This window comes from Halomonas sp. A020, from assembly GCF_027943625.1.
Taxonomy (GTDB): domain Bacteria; phylum Pseudomonadota; class Gammaproteobacteria; order Pseudomonadales; family Halomonadaceae; genus Vreelandella; species Vreelandella piezotolerans.
Map to the genome: position 1 here is coordinate 2289196 of NZ_AP022850.1, position 17367 is coordinate 2306562.

Annotated in this window: 15 protein-coding genes; 8 read left to right on the forward strand and 7 right to left on the reverse strand. The window is 60.2% G+C overall.

Features of this window, described 5'->3' with window-relative positions; genetic code table 11:
- Positions 1-29 precede the first annotated feature (29 nt).
- The 3 genes from FRH_RS10615 to FRH_RS10625 are packed head-to-tail and all read right to left on the reverse strand — an operon-like array spanning position 30 to position 4296.
- On the reverse strand, positions 30-803 hold the full coding sequence (locus FRH_RS10615; RefSeq protein WP_281996861.1) for an FkbM family methyltransferase: 774 nt from the start codon (positions 801-803) through the stop codon (positions 30-32).
- Complete coding sequence (gene mdoH, locus FRH_RS10620; RefSeq protein WP_281996862.1) at positions 804-2774, reverse strand: glucans biosynthesis glucosyltransferase MdoH; 1971 nt, start codon at positions 2772-2774, stop codon at positions 804-806. It abuts the gene before it with no gap.
- Entirely contained in the window at positions 2767-4296 is a 1530-nt protein-coding gene (locus FRH_RS10625; protein ID WP_281996863.1) for a glucan biosynthesis protein G, read from the reverse strand. Before FRH_RS10625 ends, mdoH begins: the two co-directional genes overlap by 8 nt.
- Before the next feature lie 176 nt (positions 4297-4472).
- Here FRH_RS10625 and FRH_RS10630 point away from each other — a divergent pair, with 176 nt between their 5' ends.
- Complete coding sequence (locus FRH_RS10630) at positions 4473-6068, forward strand: alkaline phosphatase (protein ID WP_281996864.1); 1596 nt, start codon at positions 4473-4475, stop codon at positions 6066-6068.
- Positions 6065-7474, forward strand: a complete 1410-nt coding sequence (locus FRH_RS10635; protein WP_281996865.1) for a mannose-1-phosphate guanylyltransferase/mannose-6-phosphate isomerase — start codon at positions 6065-6067, stop codon at positions 7472-7474. Before FRH_RS10630 ends, FRH_RS10635 begins: the two co-directional genes overlap by 4 nt.
- 10 nt (positions 7475-7484) lie before the next feature.
- On the opposite strand, the gene FRH_RS10640 is transcribed toward FRH_RS10635, so the two are convergent.
- From FRH_RS10640 to FRH_RS10655, 4 genes are all read right to left on the reverse strand, one after another.
- Complete coding sequence (locus FRH_RS10640) at positions 7485-7835, reverse strand: DUF4870 domain-containing protein (protein WP_139525324.1); 351 nt, start codon at positions 7833-7835, stop codon at positions 7485-7487.
- 12 nt (positions 7836-7847) lie between these two features.
- Positions 7848-8780, reverse strand: a complete 933-nt coding sequence (locus FRH_RS10645; RefSeq protein WP_153842280.1) for a lipid A biosynthesis acyltransferase — start codon at positions 8778-8780, stop codon at positions 7848-7850.
- A 3-nt stretch (positions 8781-8783) separates the two neighbouring features.
- Entirely contained in the window at positions 8784-9188 is a 405-nt protein-coding gene (locus tag FRH_RS10650; protein ID WP_153842281.1) for a DUF4870 domain-containing protein, read from the reverse strand.
- Between the two features lie 117 nt (positions 9189-9305).
- A complete protein-coding gene (locus FRH_RS10655) occupies positions 9306-9689 on the reverse strand; it encodes a VOC family protein (protein ID WP_153842282.1) in 384 nt (127 codons plus the stop codon).
- A 41-nt stretch (positions 9690-9730) separates the two neighbouring features.
- On the opposite strand from FRH_RS10655, the gene FRH_RS10660 reads away from it, so the two are divergent.
- From FRH_RS10660 to FRH_RS10685, 6 genes are all read left to right on the forward strand, one after another.
- Positions 9731-10369 (forward strand): class I SAM-dependent methyltransferase, encoded by a 639-nt coding sequence (locus tag FRH_RS10660; RefSeq protein ID WP_153842283.1) that lies wholly within the window; start codon positions 9731-9733, stop codon positions 10367-10369.
- A 135-nt stretch (positions 10370-10504) separates the two neighbouring features.
- A complete protein-coding gene (locus FRH_RS10665) occupies positions 10505-11875 on the forward strand; it encodes an MFS transporter (protein WP_153842284.1) in 1371 nt (456 codons plus the stop codon).
- A gap of 114 nt (positions 11876-11989) precedes the next feature.
- Positions 11990-13786, forward strand: coding sequence for an acyl-CoA dehydrogenase (locus FRH_RS10670; RefSeq protein WP_153842285.1), 1797 nt, complete (start codon positions 11990-11992; stop codon positions 13784-13786).
- Positions 13787-13893: 107 nt separating this feature from the next.
- Positions 13894-15540 (forward strand): acyl-CoA synthetase, encoded by a 1647-nt coding sequence (locus FRH_RS10675; RefSeq protein WP_153842286.1) that lies wholly within the window; start codon positions 13894-13896, stop codon positions 15538-15540.
- Positions 15537-16385, forward strand: coding sequence for a 3-hydroxybutyryl-CoA dehydrogenase (locus FRH_RS10680; RefSeq protein ID WP_281996866.1), 849 nt, complete (start codon positions 15537-15539; stop codon positions 16383-16385). Before FRH_RS10675 ends, FRH_RS10680 begins: the two co-directional genes overlap by 4 nt.
- Positions 16386-16494: 109 nt before the next feature.
- The gene (locus FRH_RS10685; RefSeq protein WP_139525333.1) at positions 16495-17268 is read left to right on the forward strand and encodes an enoyl-CoA hydratase-related protein; all 774 of its coding nucleotides are present in this window, start codon (positions 16495-16497) and stop codon (positions 17266-17268) included.
- Positions 17269-17367 lie beyond the last annotated feature (99 nt).

Genomic DNA, 17367 nt, shown 5'->3' on the forward strand with positions numbered 1-17367 from the left:
GTTGGGGAGAAGCGCTGGGGCGCAGTGTGTTAGGAGGTGAGCAGCGGGTGATCGCTGCGACAGGCGTAGATATCGCCTGAGGCGAGCTGATCAGCGCCTTCGGCTAACCAAGAGGCCATCTCCTCCGGAGTTAACCAAGTAGCAAAGCGGAACTGGCGTTGCTCGCCAGCGATGGCATTGAAACGGTAGTCGCCTAGCCGGTTGACCTCTGCCAGGCAGGCGTGAGTGACATCCAGCATGCCTGCCACGAACTCCATCGATAAAGCGGCTACCGGGCAGGAAAGACCTTGCAACACCTCCGCCTCGAACCCCTCTACGTCGATTTTGATAAAGCGGGGTTCGCCGAAACGTTCGATCAAGGCATCCAAGGTGGTCATCTCGACCTGTAGCGCCTCTTCCCAGCGCACCCGTTGAAAGCCAGCGTTGCGCTTGCCCACGTGGCGGCGCCACTCGGTGGCAAGCGTCGAAAGAGTAGGGTTACCGACGCTAATGGCAATCTCCGCATGACCTGGAGTGGGGCCAACCGCCAGCGGCAGCAGTGTAATGTGTGGGCTTTTTAGCAGCCGTTGAAACCATTTGGCCAGCGCTGGCTGGGGCTCCAAGGCGATGACCTGGGCACCCAGCGCTTGAAACGCGGCGCTGCGGTCGCCTAGGTGGGCGCCAATATCGAAAGCGATATCGCCGGGCACTAGAAAGGGCTGGTAGAGCCGCTTCAAACTGCGTTGCCGCCCAGGCCGCCAATAGATGAACAGGGAACGGGCCAAGCCGCTGGCGCTGCGAAGTTGCTGAAGCGTAGAGGGCATTTAATGGGGTTCCTTCGCGCGTGAAACGGTCGACGTTTGTGACGACTTTCCGGGTCTTAAGAGTTGGCAAGGCATGTCGCCATACAGCTCACTGGGGGGGATATTCAGCGTGAGGTCGCCGTCCATGTTCAGCGCTGCAGGGCTGCGTGCCGTCAGATCGGCAAAATCTTTGAGGAGCGCCGGTTTCAGGCTAATGCTAGGCGTATGCAGCAACCCTAGCCGATGGCTCACCACGCCCCCCCAGGTACCGCTACTGGAGTACTTTACCAACGGTGCGGCGGCCACGAGCCCGAGCCAAGCAGGGGTCAACCAGCCGAACGCCGAGGGTGAAAACAGCACCATCACGCCCGCCCATAGCGCACCGCATAGCGTCATCCATCCGGTATGCCGCCAGGTTTCACGCCAGCTCAACGAGCGCTCGCCGCGATGTTGGGTTTGCCAGTCAATGGCACGACCAATCAACACATTGATGATGAATAGGCTGTGCCACGCCATCATCAGCGGCGCAATGAGCGCGGCAAATACGATTTCGAGCAGCGTGCTGACCACCAATTTGAAGCGCCCGCCAAAGGCGTGGGGGCACTGGCAGAAGGACAGCAGTAGGCCGAGTAGTTTGGGGGCCATCAGCATGCCGAGCGTGGTGCTCAATAGCCACAGCGAGAGCACCTTGGGCAAGACCGGCTCGGTCGCCCCATCGATGGCGTGGTAGCCCACCATCAGGCTGGTACACACCAGCAGCCCCAGCCAGACCAGCGACGACAAGTAAGCAAACGCGCCAAAAAAGAAATGCAGGCGACTGATGACGTGAAAGCCCGCGCCCGTCAACAGGCGCAGGTGCTGAAGATTGCCCTGGAGCCAGCGGCGGTCGCGCTTGGCGAAGTCGAGTAGGTTGCTGGGCATGGCTTCGAAACTGTTGCGCGAGGCGCTGGCGTGGGGGTCGCGCCGGGACAGCGCTGCCGTTGCCGACGTATCCAGTAGCACCTGCCAGCCGCCACGTCTCAACAGAGCCGCTTCCACAAAATCGTGGCTCAACAGCTCGCCCCCTAGCGGCGGTTTGCCGGAGAGCGTTGGCAACCCTGCGTGGGCCATGAAGGCGCGGGTGCGAATGATCGCATTGTGCCCCCAATAGTTGGCGGCGTCGCCCTGCCAAAAACTCTGGCCCGCTGCCAGCATCGGGCTGTACAGCGCCGAGGCGAGCTGGGTAAAACGGCCAAACAGCGTGCGCTGGCCAACGGGAATGGGCACGGTTTGAATCAGGCCCACGGTGGGGTAGCGCTGCATTTGGTGCACCATGTGCAGCAGCGTATCGCCGCTCATCAGGCTGTCGGCATCCAGGACGATCATGTAGTCGTAGCGGCGGCCCCAGCGACGACAGAAGTCGGCAATATTGCCTGCTTTGCGCTCATGGTTATTGGGACGACGGCGGTAGTGCACTGCCATCTGGCCAGCCATACGTTGCTGAAGCGCAGCCACGTGGGCGGCTTCTTCGTCGGCTTGGGTCGGGTCTTGGGTATCGCTGAGGATGAACACTTCGAAGTGCTGACCGATGACGCGGGCGGTGTCCTCGCCCTGTGTGCTTGGCTGTTGAAGCAGTGAGCGGCAGGTAGCCTCCAATCCGGCAATGGTGGGGATGGGCGGCTCGGCGTAAATCGGCATGACCAGCGCCGTCCGGCTGACCAAGCGACTGGCGGTCGGTCGCTCTGCCGTCAAGGGTTTGAGGCTAAGCGGGTCGAGACGCAGCGCACAGATCACAAAACCGCAAATGGCCCCCCAAAAAGCCAGCGCAATCCAGCTGAAGGTGAGGCCAAATAGCGTCAGCATGGCGATTTGCCAGCCCAGCGCGAGGTTGGTCACTACTTGCACCATGGCGGCGCAGCCCAGCAGGCTGGTACCAATGACCAGCGTGGCTAGCAGTGCGCGCCGAGCGTTGAGCCACGGTATGGACGGCATTAACGAAGGTGGATTACGCATTGGGATACCACACGTAGTTCCAGGTTTCGGTGACGGGCTCACCGTCTCGCATCAAACGCAAGCGTATATCGCTCGGCTGGGGGCTGGGTGGAAGCCTGAACGTGGCGCGTCGGCCGTGATGGGGGAGCACTTTGATTTGGGGCAGTAGCGCTTCGCCATCGCGCACGCTGATATCCAGTGAGAGCTCTGCATCGGCCGCTAACGTCTCTAACGCGCCGCCGCTAAAATCGACCACGAACTGGCGCTGCTCGGCGGAGGGGGAGTCCGCTTCACCCGGTACGGAGGCGCTGCCATGCCGAGTGCGTATCACTTTTCCCAGTGCGTGGGCGTCGGGCTGCTCGTTCAAAGTGTAAGTGCGGTAGTGCAGGCGCCGAGAGTCACCGGCGTCGAGCGCATCTTCGGCGACCCAGTAAGCCACGATGTTGTCGTGGGTTTCGTCAGGGGTGGGTATTTCCACCAGCTCCACGTGACCTTTTCCCCATGCCTCCAGCGGCTCGACCCACTGGCTAGGGCGGCGATGGTAGTTGGCTTCCAGGTCCAAGTAGCGGTCGAAGCGACGTTCGCGCTGCATCAGGCCAAAGCCTTGTGGTGCATCATCGACGAAGCTCGACACACGGACCTCACTGGGGTTGCTCAGCGGCCGCCAGATCCACTCGCCGCTGCCGGTGTGCATCAAGAGGCCATCGGAGTCATGCACCTGGGGGCGGAAGTCATCCGGCCGCTGGGCGCTCGCTTCTCCAAAGGTGAACATACTGGTCAGTGGGGCGATGCCGACTTTTTCGATATCTTCCCGGGCAAAGATCTCGGCTTCTATGTCGGCTTCTGTGTGCTCCCCAGGGGTGAGCGTGAATCGGTAGGCACCGCTGAGCGACGGGCTATCCATCAGCGCCATGAGCGTGATGCTCTCGGCGTCGCTGTCTGGCGTGACTAGCCAAAACTCACGAAAGGCAGGGAATTCTTCGCCCTGGGACGAGGCGGTGTCGATCGCCAACCCTCGTGTGGATAACCCGTAGGCTTGATGCTGGCCCACCAGACGAAAGTAGCTGGCGCCGAGAAAGACGGAGAATTCATCCGCATAGTCGGGATTATTGAGCGGATAGTGGAGACGAAATCCGGCGTGTCCGCTGCCGCTCAGGTCGTGCTCCAGCAGGTCGCTGGCGTCGCCATCGTAGCGAAAATCGTCGGTGGTGAAGTCGAGCGGGACGACCTCACCGTTTTCGACCAGATTGAGTGCCACCGGCGTTTGAAATAGAAACCCGCTGTGGAAGAGCTGTAGGCTAAAGGGGCTTTCCTCGCGCCAGTAGGCGCGCTCTGGGTTGAAGCGAATTTGTCGATAGCCATCGTAGTCAAGTGATCGTAGCGCTTCGGGCAACTGGGCGTCGGGAGCTGTATAGGGGGCAGCAGCTAATTGTTTGGCGCGTTCTATGACTTGTTGAAACACGGGATCTTCGCTGGCGGCAGCGGGAAGGGCAAGCATCCAACTCAGTGAGACGATCCATTTTGCAGCCGTTCGACAATCCATGGGCGAGTTCCTTTCGTGACCTGATAGAGTGGACAACACGTCATTGTGTGAAATGTTTAAACAAAACCTATACGCTTAGCAAGCTGTGTTAAAAATAGTGGTTTAACGGTTCAAGGCTCCAGGGCCTTCAATCGGTTATACCGCTGATGCTCTCCTCAACGCTACTGGTGAAATGAATGCGTCGTCTCCTCATTACGGCTTGTGCGCTGAATGTGCTGCTGGTGGCTCCGCTGTGGTGGCGCTTTGGCACGCTATCGCCCTTGATCGCCTGGGAAGCGTGGGTGATTGCCCCGGCCATGCTACTGCTACCGGCCGGTCGCTGGCGGCGCTGGTTGGGGAGCGGTGTCGTGAGCGCCCTGGCATTGGCAACGGCGACCAACCTTGGCGATGCCGCTACGCATACGGCGTTTGGCCGTTCGCTGAACCTTTATCTGGACGTGCCGCTCGTGCGCTCCATTTACCATTTACTAGTGGGTAATGTAGGCCAACTGGCGGCAATTTGCCTGATGTTGCTAGGCGGTGTACTGCTCATTGGCGTGCTGTGGCTCATGCTGCGCCTGCTACTGCCTGCTCGCCCTCCCACGCGCCGTGGTCGGGCGAGAAACGCGGCCGTCGTGTTGCTAGTGGTCAGTTCGAGTATGGCTCTGTTAGAGGCAAATCACTATCGCCTAGTTCCCCAGGCCGCACTGCCGATGGTCGCCACTGCCCGTTTTCAGTGGGAACAGGTGGTCGATACGCACCGCGCTCGGCAAGCGTTTAGCGCGCAGTTGGAAGAGACGCCGATAGCGGCGCAGGTCCTGCCAGGTTTGGCTGGGCGAAACGTACTACTGACGTTCATCGAGTCTTATGGTGTGTCTGCCCTGAAAGACCCTCGCTATAACCGCACACTGCTGCTCACCATGGAAGACCTCAAGCGACGACTATCCCAGCGTGACCTGCACGTGGTATCGGGGTTGGTCGCATCGCCCATCCGCGGCGGACAGTCGTGGCTTGCCCATGCGACGACGCTAAGCGGGCGTTGGATAGACAATCAGCTTTGGTATCGACTGATGCTAGAGAGCGGCCACTCGACGATGATCGACGATTTTCGTGCCTCCGGGCAGCGCACGCTCAGCGTGATGCCTGCGATCACCCTGGCGTGGCCAGAGGGGCGTGCTTACGGCTTCGACCAAATCGTCGCCGCAAAAGACATGCCCTACGAAGGGCCGCCGCTCAACTGGGTCACCATGCCGGATCAATTTACCCTGGACTATACTCAGCGCGAGCTGCTGGGTAACTCACCGCTGTTCGCCCAGATCGCACTGATCTCGAGTCACGCTCCCTGGACACCCATTCTGCCCGTGCTGGAAAACTGGTCGCTGGTGGGCGATGGCAGTCTCTATGCCCCTTGGGAGAACGCGGGTGATCCGCCCGAGGTGATCTGGCGAGATTTGGAGCGCATTCGCGACCACTATGCGTGGTCGGTGGACTACGCTGTTAGCGTGGCAGGACGCTGGGCCGAGCGCGTGGCCAATGAACAGACGCTGCTCATCGTGCTGGGCGACCATCAGCCCGCCCCGTTGATTACCGGCGACGAAGCCAGTGCTGCCGTACCGGTACATATCATCAGCGGCGATCCAGCACTGCTGAACCCTTTCAAACGACGTGGCTTCGTGGAGGGGATGCTGCCCCCCCTAGCGCACCCGCAGGAGGCGCCGAGGATGAGCCAACTTCGCCACTGGCTACAGCAGGACTTTGGCCCCGCAGCAACATCAGCAAGGACGACACCATGATTCAACCGGTTATTTTGAGTGGCGGAAGCGGTACCCGGCTTTGGCCGCTCTCCCGCGAGCAGATGCCCAAGCAGTTTTTGCGTTTGACCGGCAAGCAGAGCCTGCTTCAACAGACGCTCACGCGTCTGGAGGGCTTGTCCACGCTGCCGCCGATCTTGATGGGCCACCACTCGCACCGTTTTTTGATGGCCGAACAGCTGCGTGAAATTCAGCATGAGGGGCAAATCGTTCTAGAGCCTGTGGGCCGCAATACCGCTCCTGCCATTGCCTGCGCCGCTCTGCTGGCGCGCCAGTCGGGCGAGGATCCGCTGCTATTAGTACTGCCCGCCGACCACGTACTAGGCGATGTTGCCGCGTTTAAGCACAGCGTGCAGCGTGCCGAGCCGCTGGCGGAGCAGGGCTATTTAGTGACGTTTGGCGTGGTGCCGACGCATCCGGAAACGGGCTATGGCTATATTGCTTGCGGTGACGTTTTGGGCGAAGGCCACCATTTGGCCGCGTTTATTGAAAAACCGGTATTGGAGAAAGCCAAAGCGCTGCTGGTCCAGGGAGATACGCTGTGGAACAGCGGTATGTTCTTGCTGCGCGCCTCCCGTTATTTGGCGGAGCTCGAGCGGCTTGCGCCCGATATGTTGTCAGCCTGCCAAGAAGCCGTGGCGCGCACTCAAAGCGACCTCGATTTTTTACGCTTGGACGAACACGCCTTTCAGCGTTGCCCAAGCGAATCGATCGATTACGCGGTCATGGAGCACTGTGCCCAGGCGGCCGTGGTGCCTTTGGACGCTCAGTGGAGTGATATTGGCAGCTTCGATGCGCTGATGGCCACGCATACGCCTGATTCGGCAGACAATGTGGTGACCGGTGATGGCGTACTGAGCGATACACGTCGCTCGCTGGTAGTCGCAAACCACCGCTTGGTCGCCACGCTGGGCGTGGAAGACCTGATCGTCGTGGAAACCTCTGACAGTGTATTGGTGGCCCATCGCGACAAGGCGCAGGGCGTCAAGCAGCTCGTCGCAGCGCTGACCCAAGCAGGGCGCAGCGAGCCGCAGACATCGCCTCAAGTGCACCGCCCCTGGGGCAGTTTTCAAGCCATGGATAATGGAGATCGCTACCAGGTGAAGCACATTACCGTGCGCCCCGGTGGGCGGCTCTCGCTGCAGCGCCACCATCACCGTGCCGAACACTGGGTGGTGGTCAGCGGCACAGCCAAAGTAACCGTGGATGAACGTACGTACTTGGTCAGCGAGAACCAGTCCACCTATATTCCTATCGGCGCACTGCACCGCTTGGAGAACCCAGGCAAAATTCCACTGGAGTTGATCGAAGTGCAGTCTGGCAGCTACCTGGGCGAGGATGATATCGAGCGGCTGGATGACGTTTATGCTCGCCACCGCGACGAGTAATGAGCCGTCGTTACCAGAGCCAGCTACCCGGCCTTGCTGGGGGCTCGCCTTTTCGCACGGCTACCCATCCGATGATGCAGCGCACGCCTAGCCAGACCACGAGTAGTGGCCAGAGCAGCGTGCCGATGAAGATCAGGCTCAAGGTGAACGTGACGATGAAGTAGAGGCTGCCGATCCAGAACGTGCGGATCAAATAGCGGTAGTGCGCCTGTAGCCAGGGCGCCGCTTCTTTTCGATAGACATAGGCGATGATGACGCCGATCAGCAGGGTGATGTTGGCCGTGATCAGGCCTGCCAAATAGAGTGCGTAAATAATTTGTGGCGGACGCGTATCCTCTTTGGGGAGGTATCGTTCGGTCATGCCCATCCTCACTTAATAGAGACGGAAGTCGTTGGCGTTTGGCAGCCCTTGCTGCTCTTCCACCACCTTACGGTAGCGTTTGTACTCCCATTGATATTGGGCCGGGTCGAGGGCAATCGAGGCCTCGACGCTGGCATTCACACCGGTGGCCGAAACAGCGTCTTCCTCGCTATACACCCGCTCGTCGGCATCGAGAAAGTGGATCTCGAAGCCTTTGCCTGGAATGCGTAGGGCCACACCGGTCACTACCCGCGCCTGGGTGCGCGCCACCAGTTTGGGTAACAGCGTGGCGGTATAAGCATCGCGGCCATAAAAGGGGGCAAATATACCGCTGCCCCAGTCCGGTTCTTGGTCCGGCAAAATACCAATCGCTTCACTTCGCTTGAGCGCTTTGAGCAGCGCCGCCACGCCCCGTGGATTCGTGGGTACGAGCTTGGCGCCCATGCGCTCGCGGCCATGGCGAATGATCGGCTCTAGCTCGGCGATTTTGGGGGGCTCGTACATGGCCGTAAACGGAAAGTGGCTGGAGAGCCAAAAGTTCAGCACTTCCCAGTTGCCAAAATGGGGGGCGAGCACGATCACACCACGCCCTTCTGCTCGTGCGCTGTCCAGCTTGTCGCGCCCATGTACCCTTAAAATACTGGCTTCTACCTTCTCTGGCGGGGCCATCCAAGCGTGGCCGAGCTCCAGCATCGTTGCGGTCGAGTGCTGTAGGCTCTGCTTTGCCAAAGCGCGCCGCTGACTGACAGGCGTGTCGGGATAGACTTTTGCGAGGTTGATGTCGGTGACGCGTCGCTCGCGTTTGCTGAAGCGATATACCTGGGGGCCGACCATGGCCGCGATACGCCATAGCCAGCGTATCGGCCAGCGGGACAGTCCGCGCCAGAGCAGGACGATGGCGCGGGCGCGAGCCCGCGTCTCGGAGGGAGTTGCCTGTTCGGTCATGGATTACAGTAGCCAGCTATCGACATTGGAGGGCGCGCGTTTTTCCTGCAGCCCTTTGAAGCCCTTCACGCAGCGCACGATGAACCAGACGGCCAGCGCCAACAGCATGGGAAAACCAATGAGCACGAGCGTGAGCAGGGTGGCAATACTGCCATACAACAAGCCCATCCAGAACGTGCGAATTTGGTAGCGGTAGTGCTCTTCCAGCCAGTGAGGCCCTTTGCCACGGTACACATAGGCAATGATGACCCCGATCAGCGAGGTAAACCCAACCACGAAGCTGGCCAAGTACAGTGCGTAAATTACCATGGCCATGGTGGTGTCCGGGGAGGGGGAAGGCGCTGAGGATTCTTCCTGTGAGGCGTGGCGGTCGACCACTTCGCCTTCTAGCGGGGTGTCATCGCGCATGGGCGTTCCTTCTTCGATCGGTTCTATTCCAGCATCCAGCGGACACTTCGGCTGCGCGCTATGATAGCGTGGGCGCAGCGACTTATCACGCGCGGGCGGCCCACGATGTGGTCGCGCCTAACGCGCTGCCGGGCGACAAATTTCCAGCAGGTTGCCGTCGGGGTCGCGCAGGTAGAGCGATTCAATGGGGCCGCTAGCCCCTTGGCGGGGTACGGGGCCAAGCTCGACGTCGATGGCCAACGCATCCAGATGCTGCTTGAACTCGTCCAGCGGTAGCTGGCAGCGCAGGCATAAATCCAGACTGCCCGGCGTCGGCGTGGCGGAAATGGGCGCAATATCCGTGTCAGTTTGGTGCAGGCGCAGGGCGGTATCGCCCAGCAGGAGATCGACGCGCTGAGCGTCCCGGTAGCGTACGTCCAGGCCCAATACGCGAGAGTAGAAATCCACTGCGCGACCCATATCGGTCACGGTAACCACAAGATGATCCAGACCTGAGAGCATGCCTCTTTCCTTAAATACGAACGTCAAAACCAGAGAATACGATGATGCGACGCTGTCCGCTATGCCACGCGCAAGAGTCTGCGCTGTACCATCAAGACCGTCGCCGTGATTACTACCAGTGTGCCACGTGTGCGCTGGTGTTTGTGTCTAGTGAGCAGCATTTAAGCGCCGCCGCTGAAAAAGCCGAGTATGACCAGCACCAAAACTCGCCGCAGGATACGGGATATCGACGCTTTCTGGGGCGTTTATTCACGCCGCTGGCGGAAAAGCTGGCGCCTGGCGCAAAAGGGCTGGATTTTGGTTGCGGCCCGGGGCCGACGCTCTCGGTGATGTTCGAGGAAGCGGGTTTTGAGATGGACGTGTACGACATTTTTTACGCGCCCCATGCCGTGTCGCTCAGCCGCCAGTATGATTTCATCACCGCGACCGAGGTGGTCGAACACTTGGCGGCGCCGGGCGAGGTGTTGGGTGAGCGTATCGCGCAACTCGACCATGGCGGCTATCTTGGGCTGATGACCAAGCGAGTGACGAGCCAAGAAGCCTTCGCCCGTTGGCATTACATCAACGATCCCACCCATGTCAGTTTTTTTAGCGAAGCCACCTTTCGCTGGTGGGCGGCGAAAGAGAGGTTAACAGTCGAATTTGCTGGTAATGACGTGGTAATTTTTAGAAAACACTAATTTATTCAGTGTCGGAGCGAAAAAGCATTGACTTTGCGCCTCTGAAAGCAATAATTGCGCGCCCGTTTTCTTGCCTATTCGATGTGATGGCGTGTAAACGGCAACGATTCATCCATTGAGCAAGGTGAGGTAGGCATGTCGCGGCAACTGCTGGCCATGGCGCTAGCGCCCCTATTAGGGCTGTTTATTCTTGGTATTGGCAATGGCTTTTTGGCCACGCTGATTACCGTGCGCCTGGACGCTGCGGGCGAGTCGGCGACCATGATCGGTATCGTCTCGTCGGCCTATTTCATTGGCCTCGCCATCGGGGCCATGCTCAACGACCGCCTGCTGCTGCGCATTGGCCACATCCGCGCGTACGGCAGCTTTGCATCGCTGGTCGCGGTGACCGTGCTACTGCAGGGACTGTTCTTCGATCCTTGGGCGTGGTTTGCCCTACGGCTGATTGGCGGCTGGGCGACCGTTGGGGTCTACTTGGTCATCGAAAGCTGGCTGCTCACGGCGGGTGACCAGAAAGTACGTGGACGCCTGCTGGCGCTTTATATGATTTCGCTTTACGCGGCTGGGGTGCTTGGGCAGCTCATGCTGGGGGTCACCAGTGCGATGGGCGACACAGCACCCTTCATGGTGATTGGTCTGCTGGCATCGCTATCGGTGCTACCCATGGCGATGATTCCCCGCGTCTCGCCGCTCATCGAACACGCTGAACCGCTGCCGCCGCATCGTCTCATTACCATGACGCCTACCGGCGTTATGGGCAGCCTTGGCTCTGGTATGGTGGTGGCTGCGGCCTATACGCTGCTGCCACTTTATTTACAGCGCATTGGCATGAGCGTTAACCAAGTCGGTCAAATGATGGCTGTCGTAATTTTGGGGGCCATGCTGCTGCAGTACCCCATTGGCCGTTGGTCGGACCGCCACGACCGCCAAATGGTGCTGATCGGTATCAGTGCCTTCTGCGTGGTGATTTCGGCGGCCATGCTGTGGCTGCCGCTCTCTACGCCACTGCTCGCTGTGCTGCTCTTTTTGCTGGGCGGCGGCGTCTTTGCGCTCTACCCGGTGGCAGTGAGCCATGCCGCCGACCGCGCGCCTGCAGGTGCCTTGGTGCGGATGAGCCAGGGCCTTCTGTTGATCAACTCGATTGGGGCCACCGTCAGCCCGCTGATGATTTCGCCGGTAATGACGGCAATGGGCGATGCGGGCCTATTCTGGGCATTTGGCGCGCTCAGCCTGTTCTTCGTGTTTTTCTTTGGCTGGCGCCGCAGCGTGCGCCCGGCACCGGTGCCCGTGGCACCGTTCCATGCTACGACGCCGATGACCGCCGCAGGTGCTGAGCTGGTGGTCACCGAGGAGCTGGTGCAAGGGGCGCTCGAACACGAGCACCTAGAAGACCTATCTGATGTCGTACCCGAGGTCGACGTGGCCGAGCCGGTGGTAGGGCCGCCCCAGGCAGACGAGAGCCATATCACCTACTACGACGATGTCGAAACCGAGGTGCGCAAGTAAGACGCCAAGGTGGCTATCTGCTGAGACCTTGGGCTAATGGTGTTGAAGAAATAGGGAAACTACTATCGTCGATAGTGTTTTTACTATATCACCGCGTCTGCCTGAGGTTTTGCCATGAATGTTTATGCTGCGCCGGTCCGCGATCTGCGCTTTGTGCTCGAAGAGATGCTTGCGCATCGCTCCTTGTCGCTGCCGGGATTCGAAGAAGCCACGCCAGATCTCGTCGAGGCCGTTTTGGAAGAAGCTGCGAAGCTGGCTGGCGACGTCTGGGCTCCGCTCAACGGCACCGGCGACCGCCAAGGGGCCAAGCGCCAAACTGATGGCAGCGTCACCACTCCTGAAGGCTTTGCCGCCGCCTATCACGCCTACGTCGAAGGCGGCTGGAACGGCATTGGCGTGTCGGAATCGCTGGGCGGCCAGAACCTGCCCGAAGTGGTGGCCAGCGCGGTACAGGAGATGCTTCACGGCGCGAACATGGCTCTGGGGCTTTGCCCGATGCTCACCGCCGGTGCCATCGAAGCGCTGGCCCACCACGGTAGCAATGCTCTCAAAGCCATCTATCTACCCAAGCTGGTCGAAGGGACTTGGACCGGCACCATGAACCTCACCGAACCTCAAGCAGGGTCGGACCTCTCCAAAGTGCGTACCAAAGCCGTTCCAGAAGGCGAGCACTACCGCATCAGCGGCCAAAAGATCTACATCACCTGGGGCGAACACGACGCCGCTGAGAACATCATTCACCTCGTCCTTGCTCGCAAGCCCGATGCCCCGGAAGGCAATAAGGGCATTTCGCTGTTCCTGGTTCCCAAGTTTCTAGTGAACGACGACGGCTCGCTGGGTGAGCGTAACGACGTCACCTGCGCCTCCATCGAGCACAAGCTCGGCATTCACGGCTCGCCCACCTGCACGCTGAGCTTTGGGGAAAACGGCGGTGCCGTAGGCTACCTCGTCGGCGAGGAGGGGCGCGGGTTGAACCATATGTTCACCATGATGAACGAGGCGCGCCATAAAGTCGGGATCCAAGGCATTGGCGTGGCCGAGCGCGCCTGCCAGCACGCCTTGGCCTACGCGAATGACCGCACCCAGGGGCGTTCGCCCAAGCAGCGCGGCGGCAGCGAATGCACGATCAGCGACCACTTCGACGTGCGTCGAATGCTGCTCTCCATGCGCGCCCGCACCGACGCGCTGCGTGCACTGGCACTCTACTGTGCCGGACAGCTAGATATCGCTCGTCATGCAGAGAGCGAGGCCGAACGCCAAGCCGCCCAGGCCTGTGCCGATGTGCTGATTCCCATCGTCAAGAGCTTCTCGACGGACCAAGCGGTAGATATCGCGTCCATGGGCGTGCAGGTACACGGCGGCATGGGCTACGTGGAAGAGACCGGCGCTGCCCAGTTATTGCGGGATGCGCGCATTGCGCCTATCTATGAAGGCACCAACGGCATTCAAGCGCTGGACTTGGCTGGTCGCAAATTGCAGCGAGACGGCGGCGCGGCACTCTCGGCGCTGATCGATGACGTGCATAAAACGGCCGAAACGCTGCGGGGTGAAGCGTCGCTGGCCAGCATGGGCAGTGCACTCGCGGCAGGCGCTGACGACCTGCGCGTCGCCATGGCCTTGGTGCTGGAGCAGGGCCGCGACCCTGAGCACGGCCCCGATGCCGTACAGGCTTACGCGACGCCGCTGCTTAACTTGGCCGGGCACGTACTGTGCGCTTGGCAAATGGGCATTGCAGCGCTGCACGCCCAACAGGCTGTAAAAGGCGGCAGCGATGAGCCGTTTTACCGCACCAAGCTGTGCAGCGCCGAGTTTGCCATTCACCAATGGCTGCCGGTGGGCCGCGCCCACCGTGCCGTGATCGAGGCCGGCTGGCACTGTTTCAGCCAGTTTGACAGCCACCTTGCCCACTAGCCCCGCCGCCGCCTTTTAGGCGGCGGCGTTCATCAGGCATCGCCGATTGGCGAACGTCGCGCATACTAAGATCTTCAATAATAAAACCAAGAGTGCAGGAACCGATCATGACCTCCATCTTTGAACAAGACTTACCGCCAACCGCTGCCAACCATGTGCCGCTCTCGCCACTTACCTTTATCGAGCGCTCGGCGGCCATCTATCCCGATTATCCGGCTGTGGTGCATGGCACGACGCGCCGTACCTGGGCAGAGACCTGGACGCGCTGCCGAAGGCTTGCCTCGGCGCTGGAAAAGCGTGGCATTCAGCCAGGGCAGACGGTGGCCGCCATGCTGCCCAATATTCCCGCCATGTTCGAGGCGCACTTTGGCGTGCCGCTGGCGGGCTGCGTGCTGAATACGCTGAATATTCGTCTCGATGCCGACGCGATTGGCTACATGCTGGCCCACGGCGAAGCCAAAGCGATTCTAGTGGATCCTGAGTTTGCCGAGGTGATTCAGGCGGCGGTGGCCAAATTGGAAAGCAAGCCGCTGATCATCGACGTGGCCGACCCGGAATTCCTGGGCGAGACCCAAGGCATCGGCGAGCTGGAGTACGAGTCGCTGCTGGCCGAGGGAGATCCTGAGTACGCCTATCAACTGCCCAGCGACGAGTGGCAGGCCATTTCACTCAATTACACGTCGGGTACCACCGGTAAACCCAAAGGGGTGGTGTATCACCATCGCGGCGCCTACCTGAACGCGGTGAGTAACATTCTCGAGTGGGCCATGCCCCATCACCCTGTCTATCTCTGGACGCTGCCGATGTTCCACTGCAACGGCTGGTGTTTCCCCTGGACCATTGCCGCCAATGCCGGTGTCAGCGTGTGCCTACGCAAAGTCGACCCCAAACGCATCACCGACCTGATCGCCGAAGAGAGCGTCACCCACTTCAGCGGTGCGCCTATCGTGCTCAACGGGCTGGTCAACCTGCCCGCCGATCAAAAGCGGGTGTTCGATCATCCGGTGAAAGTGACCACCGCAGGGGCTGCGCCGCCCGCCTCGGTGATTGCTGGGGTGGAAAAGCTGGGCATCGAAGTGACCCACGTTTACGGGCTCACCGAGGTGTATGGCCCGGTGACCGTGTGCGCTTGGCGCGAGGCGTGGAACGAGCTGCCGCTGGAATCCCGTGCCAAAATCAAAGCCCGCCAAGGGGTGCGCTACCACATGCTGGAAGCGCTCTGCGTGGCCGACCCGGTGACGTTAGAACCGGTTGCAAAAGATGGCCGAACCATGGGCGAAATCTTGATGCGCGGCAACAACGTGATGAAGGGGTATCTCAAAAACGCCGAGGCGACGGAAAAAGCCCTGGAGGGCGGCTGGTACCACACGGGCGACTTGGCGGTATGGCATGCCGATGGCTATATCGAGATCAAAGACCGCTCGAAAGATATCATCATCTCCGGCGGTGAAAACATCTCTACCATCGAAGTGGAAGATGCCATTTACAGCCATCCCGCGGTGGAAGAGGCCGCCGTGGTCGCGAAGCCGGACGACAAGTGGGGCGAAACGCCCTGTGCGTTCGTCAAATTGAAAATAGGCTACGGCGAAGTCACCGAGGCGGATATTATCGCCCACTGCCGTAAGCATCTTGCGAGCTTTAAAGTGCCGAAAACGGTGGTGTTTAGCGAACTGCCGAAAACGTCCACGGGCAAAATTCAAAAATTCGTGCTGCGTGAAGAAGCCAAACAGCACCAGCCAGGGGAGTCGAAATGAGCGAACAACGGATTGGCGTCGTAGGCGCAGGCACCATGGGGCAGGGCATTGCCCAGGTGGTCGCGGCCAGTGGCTTTAACGTGCGGCTGTACGATGTCGCCGACGAGCAGCTCACCCGCGCCAAGAGCGCGATCGATAAAGGGTTCGAGAAGCTCGTTACCAAAGAGAAGATGACCGCTGAGGGCAAACAGGAGGCGCTGGCTCGGCTTTCGACCGCCACGGCGCTAGATGCGCTTAGCGACTGCAGCGTGATTATCGAAGCTGCCCCCGAGCAGCCTGCGTTGAAAGAGAAACTGTTTCGCGATCTCAGCCATCTGAGCAGCGATGCCATTCTGGCCTCTAACACGTCTTCGCTGTCACTCACCCGCCTGGCCGCGGTGTGCGAGCGCCCTGAGCGGGTAGTGGGCATGCACTTCTTCAATCCGGTGCCGGTACTCAAGCTGGTGGAAGTGATTCGCGCCGAGCAGACCTCGGATGCCACCGTGGAGCGCATCGAAGCGCTGGCCAAAGCGTTGGGCAAAACCGCCGTGCCGGTAGGCGACGCGCCGGGCTTTGCCGTGAACCGCCTGCTGGTGCCGATGATCAACGAAGCCGCGTTTATCGTGCAGGAGGGCACCGCGACACCGGAAGCCATCGATGACGCCATGAAGCTAGGTGCCGCGCACCCCATGGGGCCGCTGGCGCTGGCGGATTTGATCGGCCTGGATGTGTGCTTGGCGATTATGGACGTGCTGCAGGAAGGCTTTGGCGACCCGAAATACCGCCCCTGCCCGCTGCTCAAACGCATGGTGGCCGCAGGCTACCTGGGGCGTAAGAGCGGCCGTGGGTTCTATATCTACGAGTAGCCAGCGGCTGGGTCGAAGCGCGACAAAAGAAGTGATTGCCACCCAACCAAGCGTTCGCTAGGGTTGAGTGGTTACCACTTCTACGCGCAATAACAATCAAGGAGCCACTATGAGCGACGCAGTGATCGAGAAGGTTGATAACGACGGCGTGGTGCGCCTGACCATCAATCGCCCCAAAGCCTTGAACGCGTTGAACAGCGACGTGCTCAGCGCCTTGGAAGCGCATTTGGTCGAACTCGAAGCGCACCCCAGCCTGCGGGCGGTGTTGATTACCGGTGCTGGAGAAAAATCCTTTGTAGCCGGAGCCGATATCACCGAAATGCGTGATAAAACTCCCGAAGAGGCCCGCGCCTTTGCCAGCCAAGCGCTGCGTACCATCAAGCGTCTTGAAACGCTGCCCGTGCCGGTGGTCGCGCTGGTCAACGGGTTTTGCCTTGGCGGCGGCTGCGAACTGGCGCTGGCCTGTGACTGGGCCGTCGCCAGCGACAACGCCGTCTTCGGCCAGCCGGAAGTCTTGTTAGGCGTCATTCCTGGCTTTGGCGGCACCCAGCGTCTGCCGCGTCGTGTCGGCCCCGCCATGGCGATCGATCTGGTTACCACCGGGCGCAAAATCGATGCCCAGGAAGCGCTGCGCATTGGCCTCGTGAACCGCGTGATGCCCCAGGCCGAGCTTGAGAGCTATGTCGAAGAGCTCACCAAGCAGCTGAAGGGCAACGGCCCGCAGTCGGTCCGCGGTGCCAAACAAGCCGTCCACGACGGCATGGACCAGGATCTCGATAGCGCCCTGGCCCTGGAAACCAGCCTATTCGCCTTCTGCTTTGCAGGCCAAGAGCAGAAAGAGGGCATGAGCGCCTTTGTCGAGAAGCGCAAACCCAACTTCTAAGTTTTCTTTTTCGTGTTTGGTTCATTTAAGGGGTGGCGTTTGCGTCATCCCTTATTTTATTCTCAGGCTTACGATTTTTTGATAAGCCGGAGTCATCGC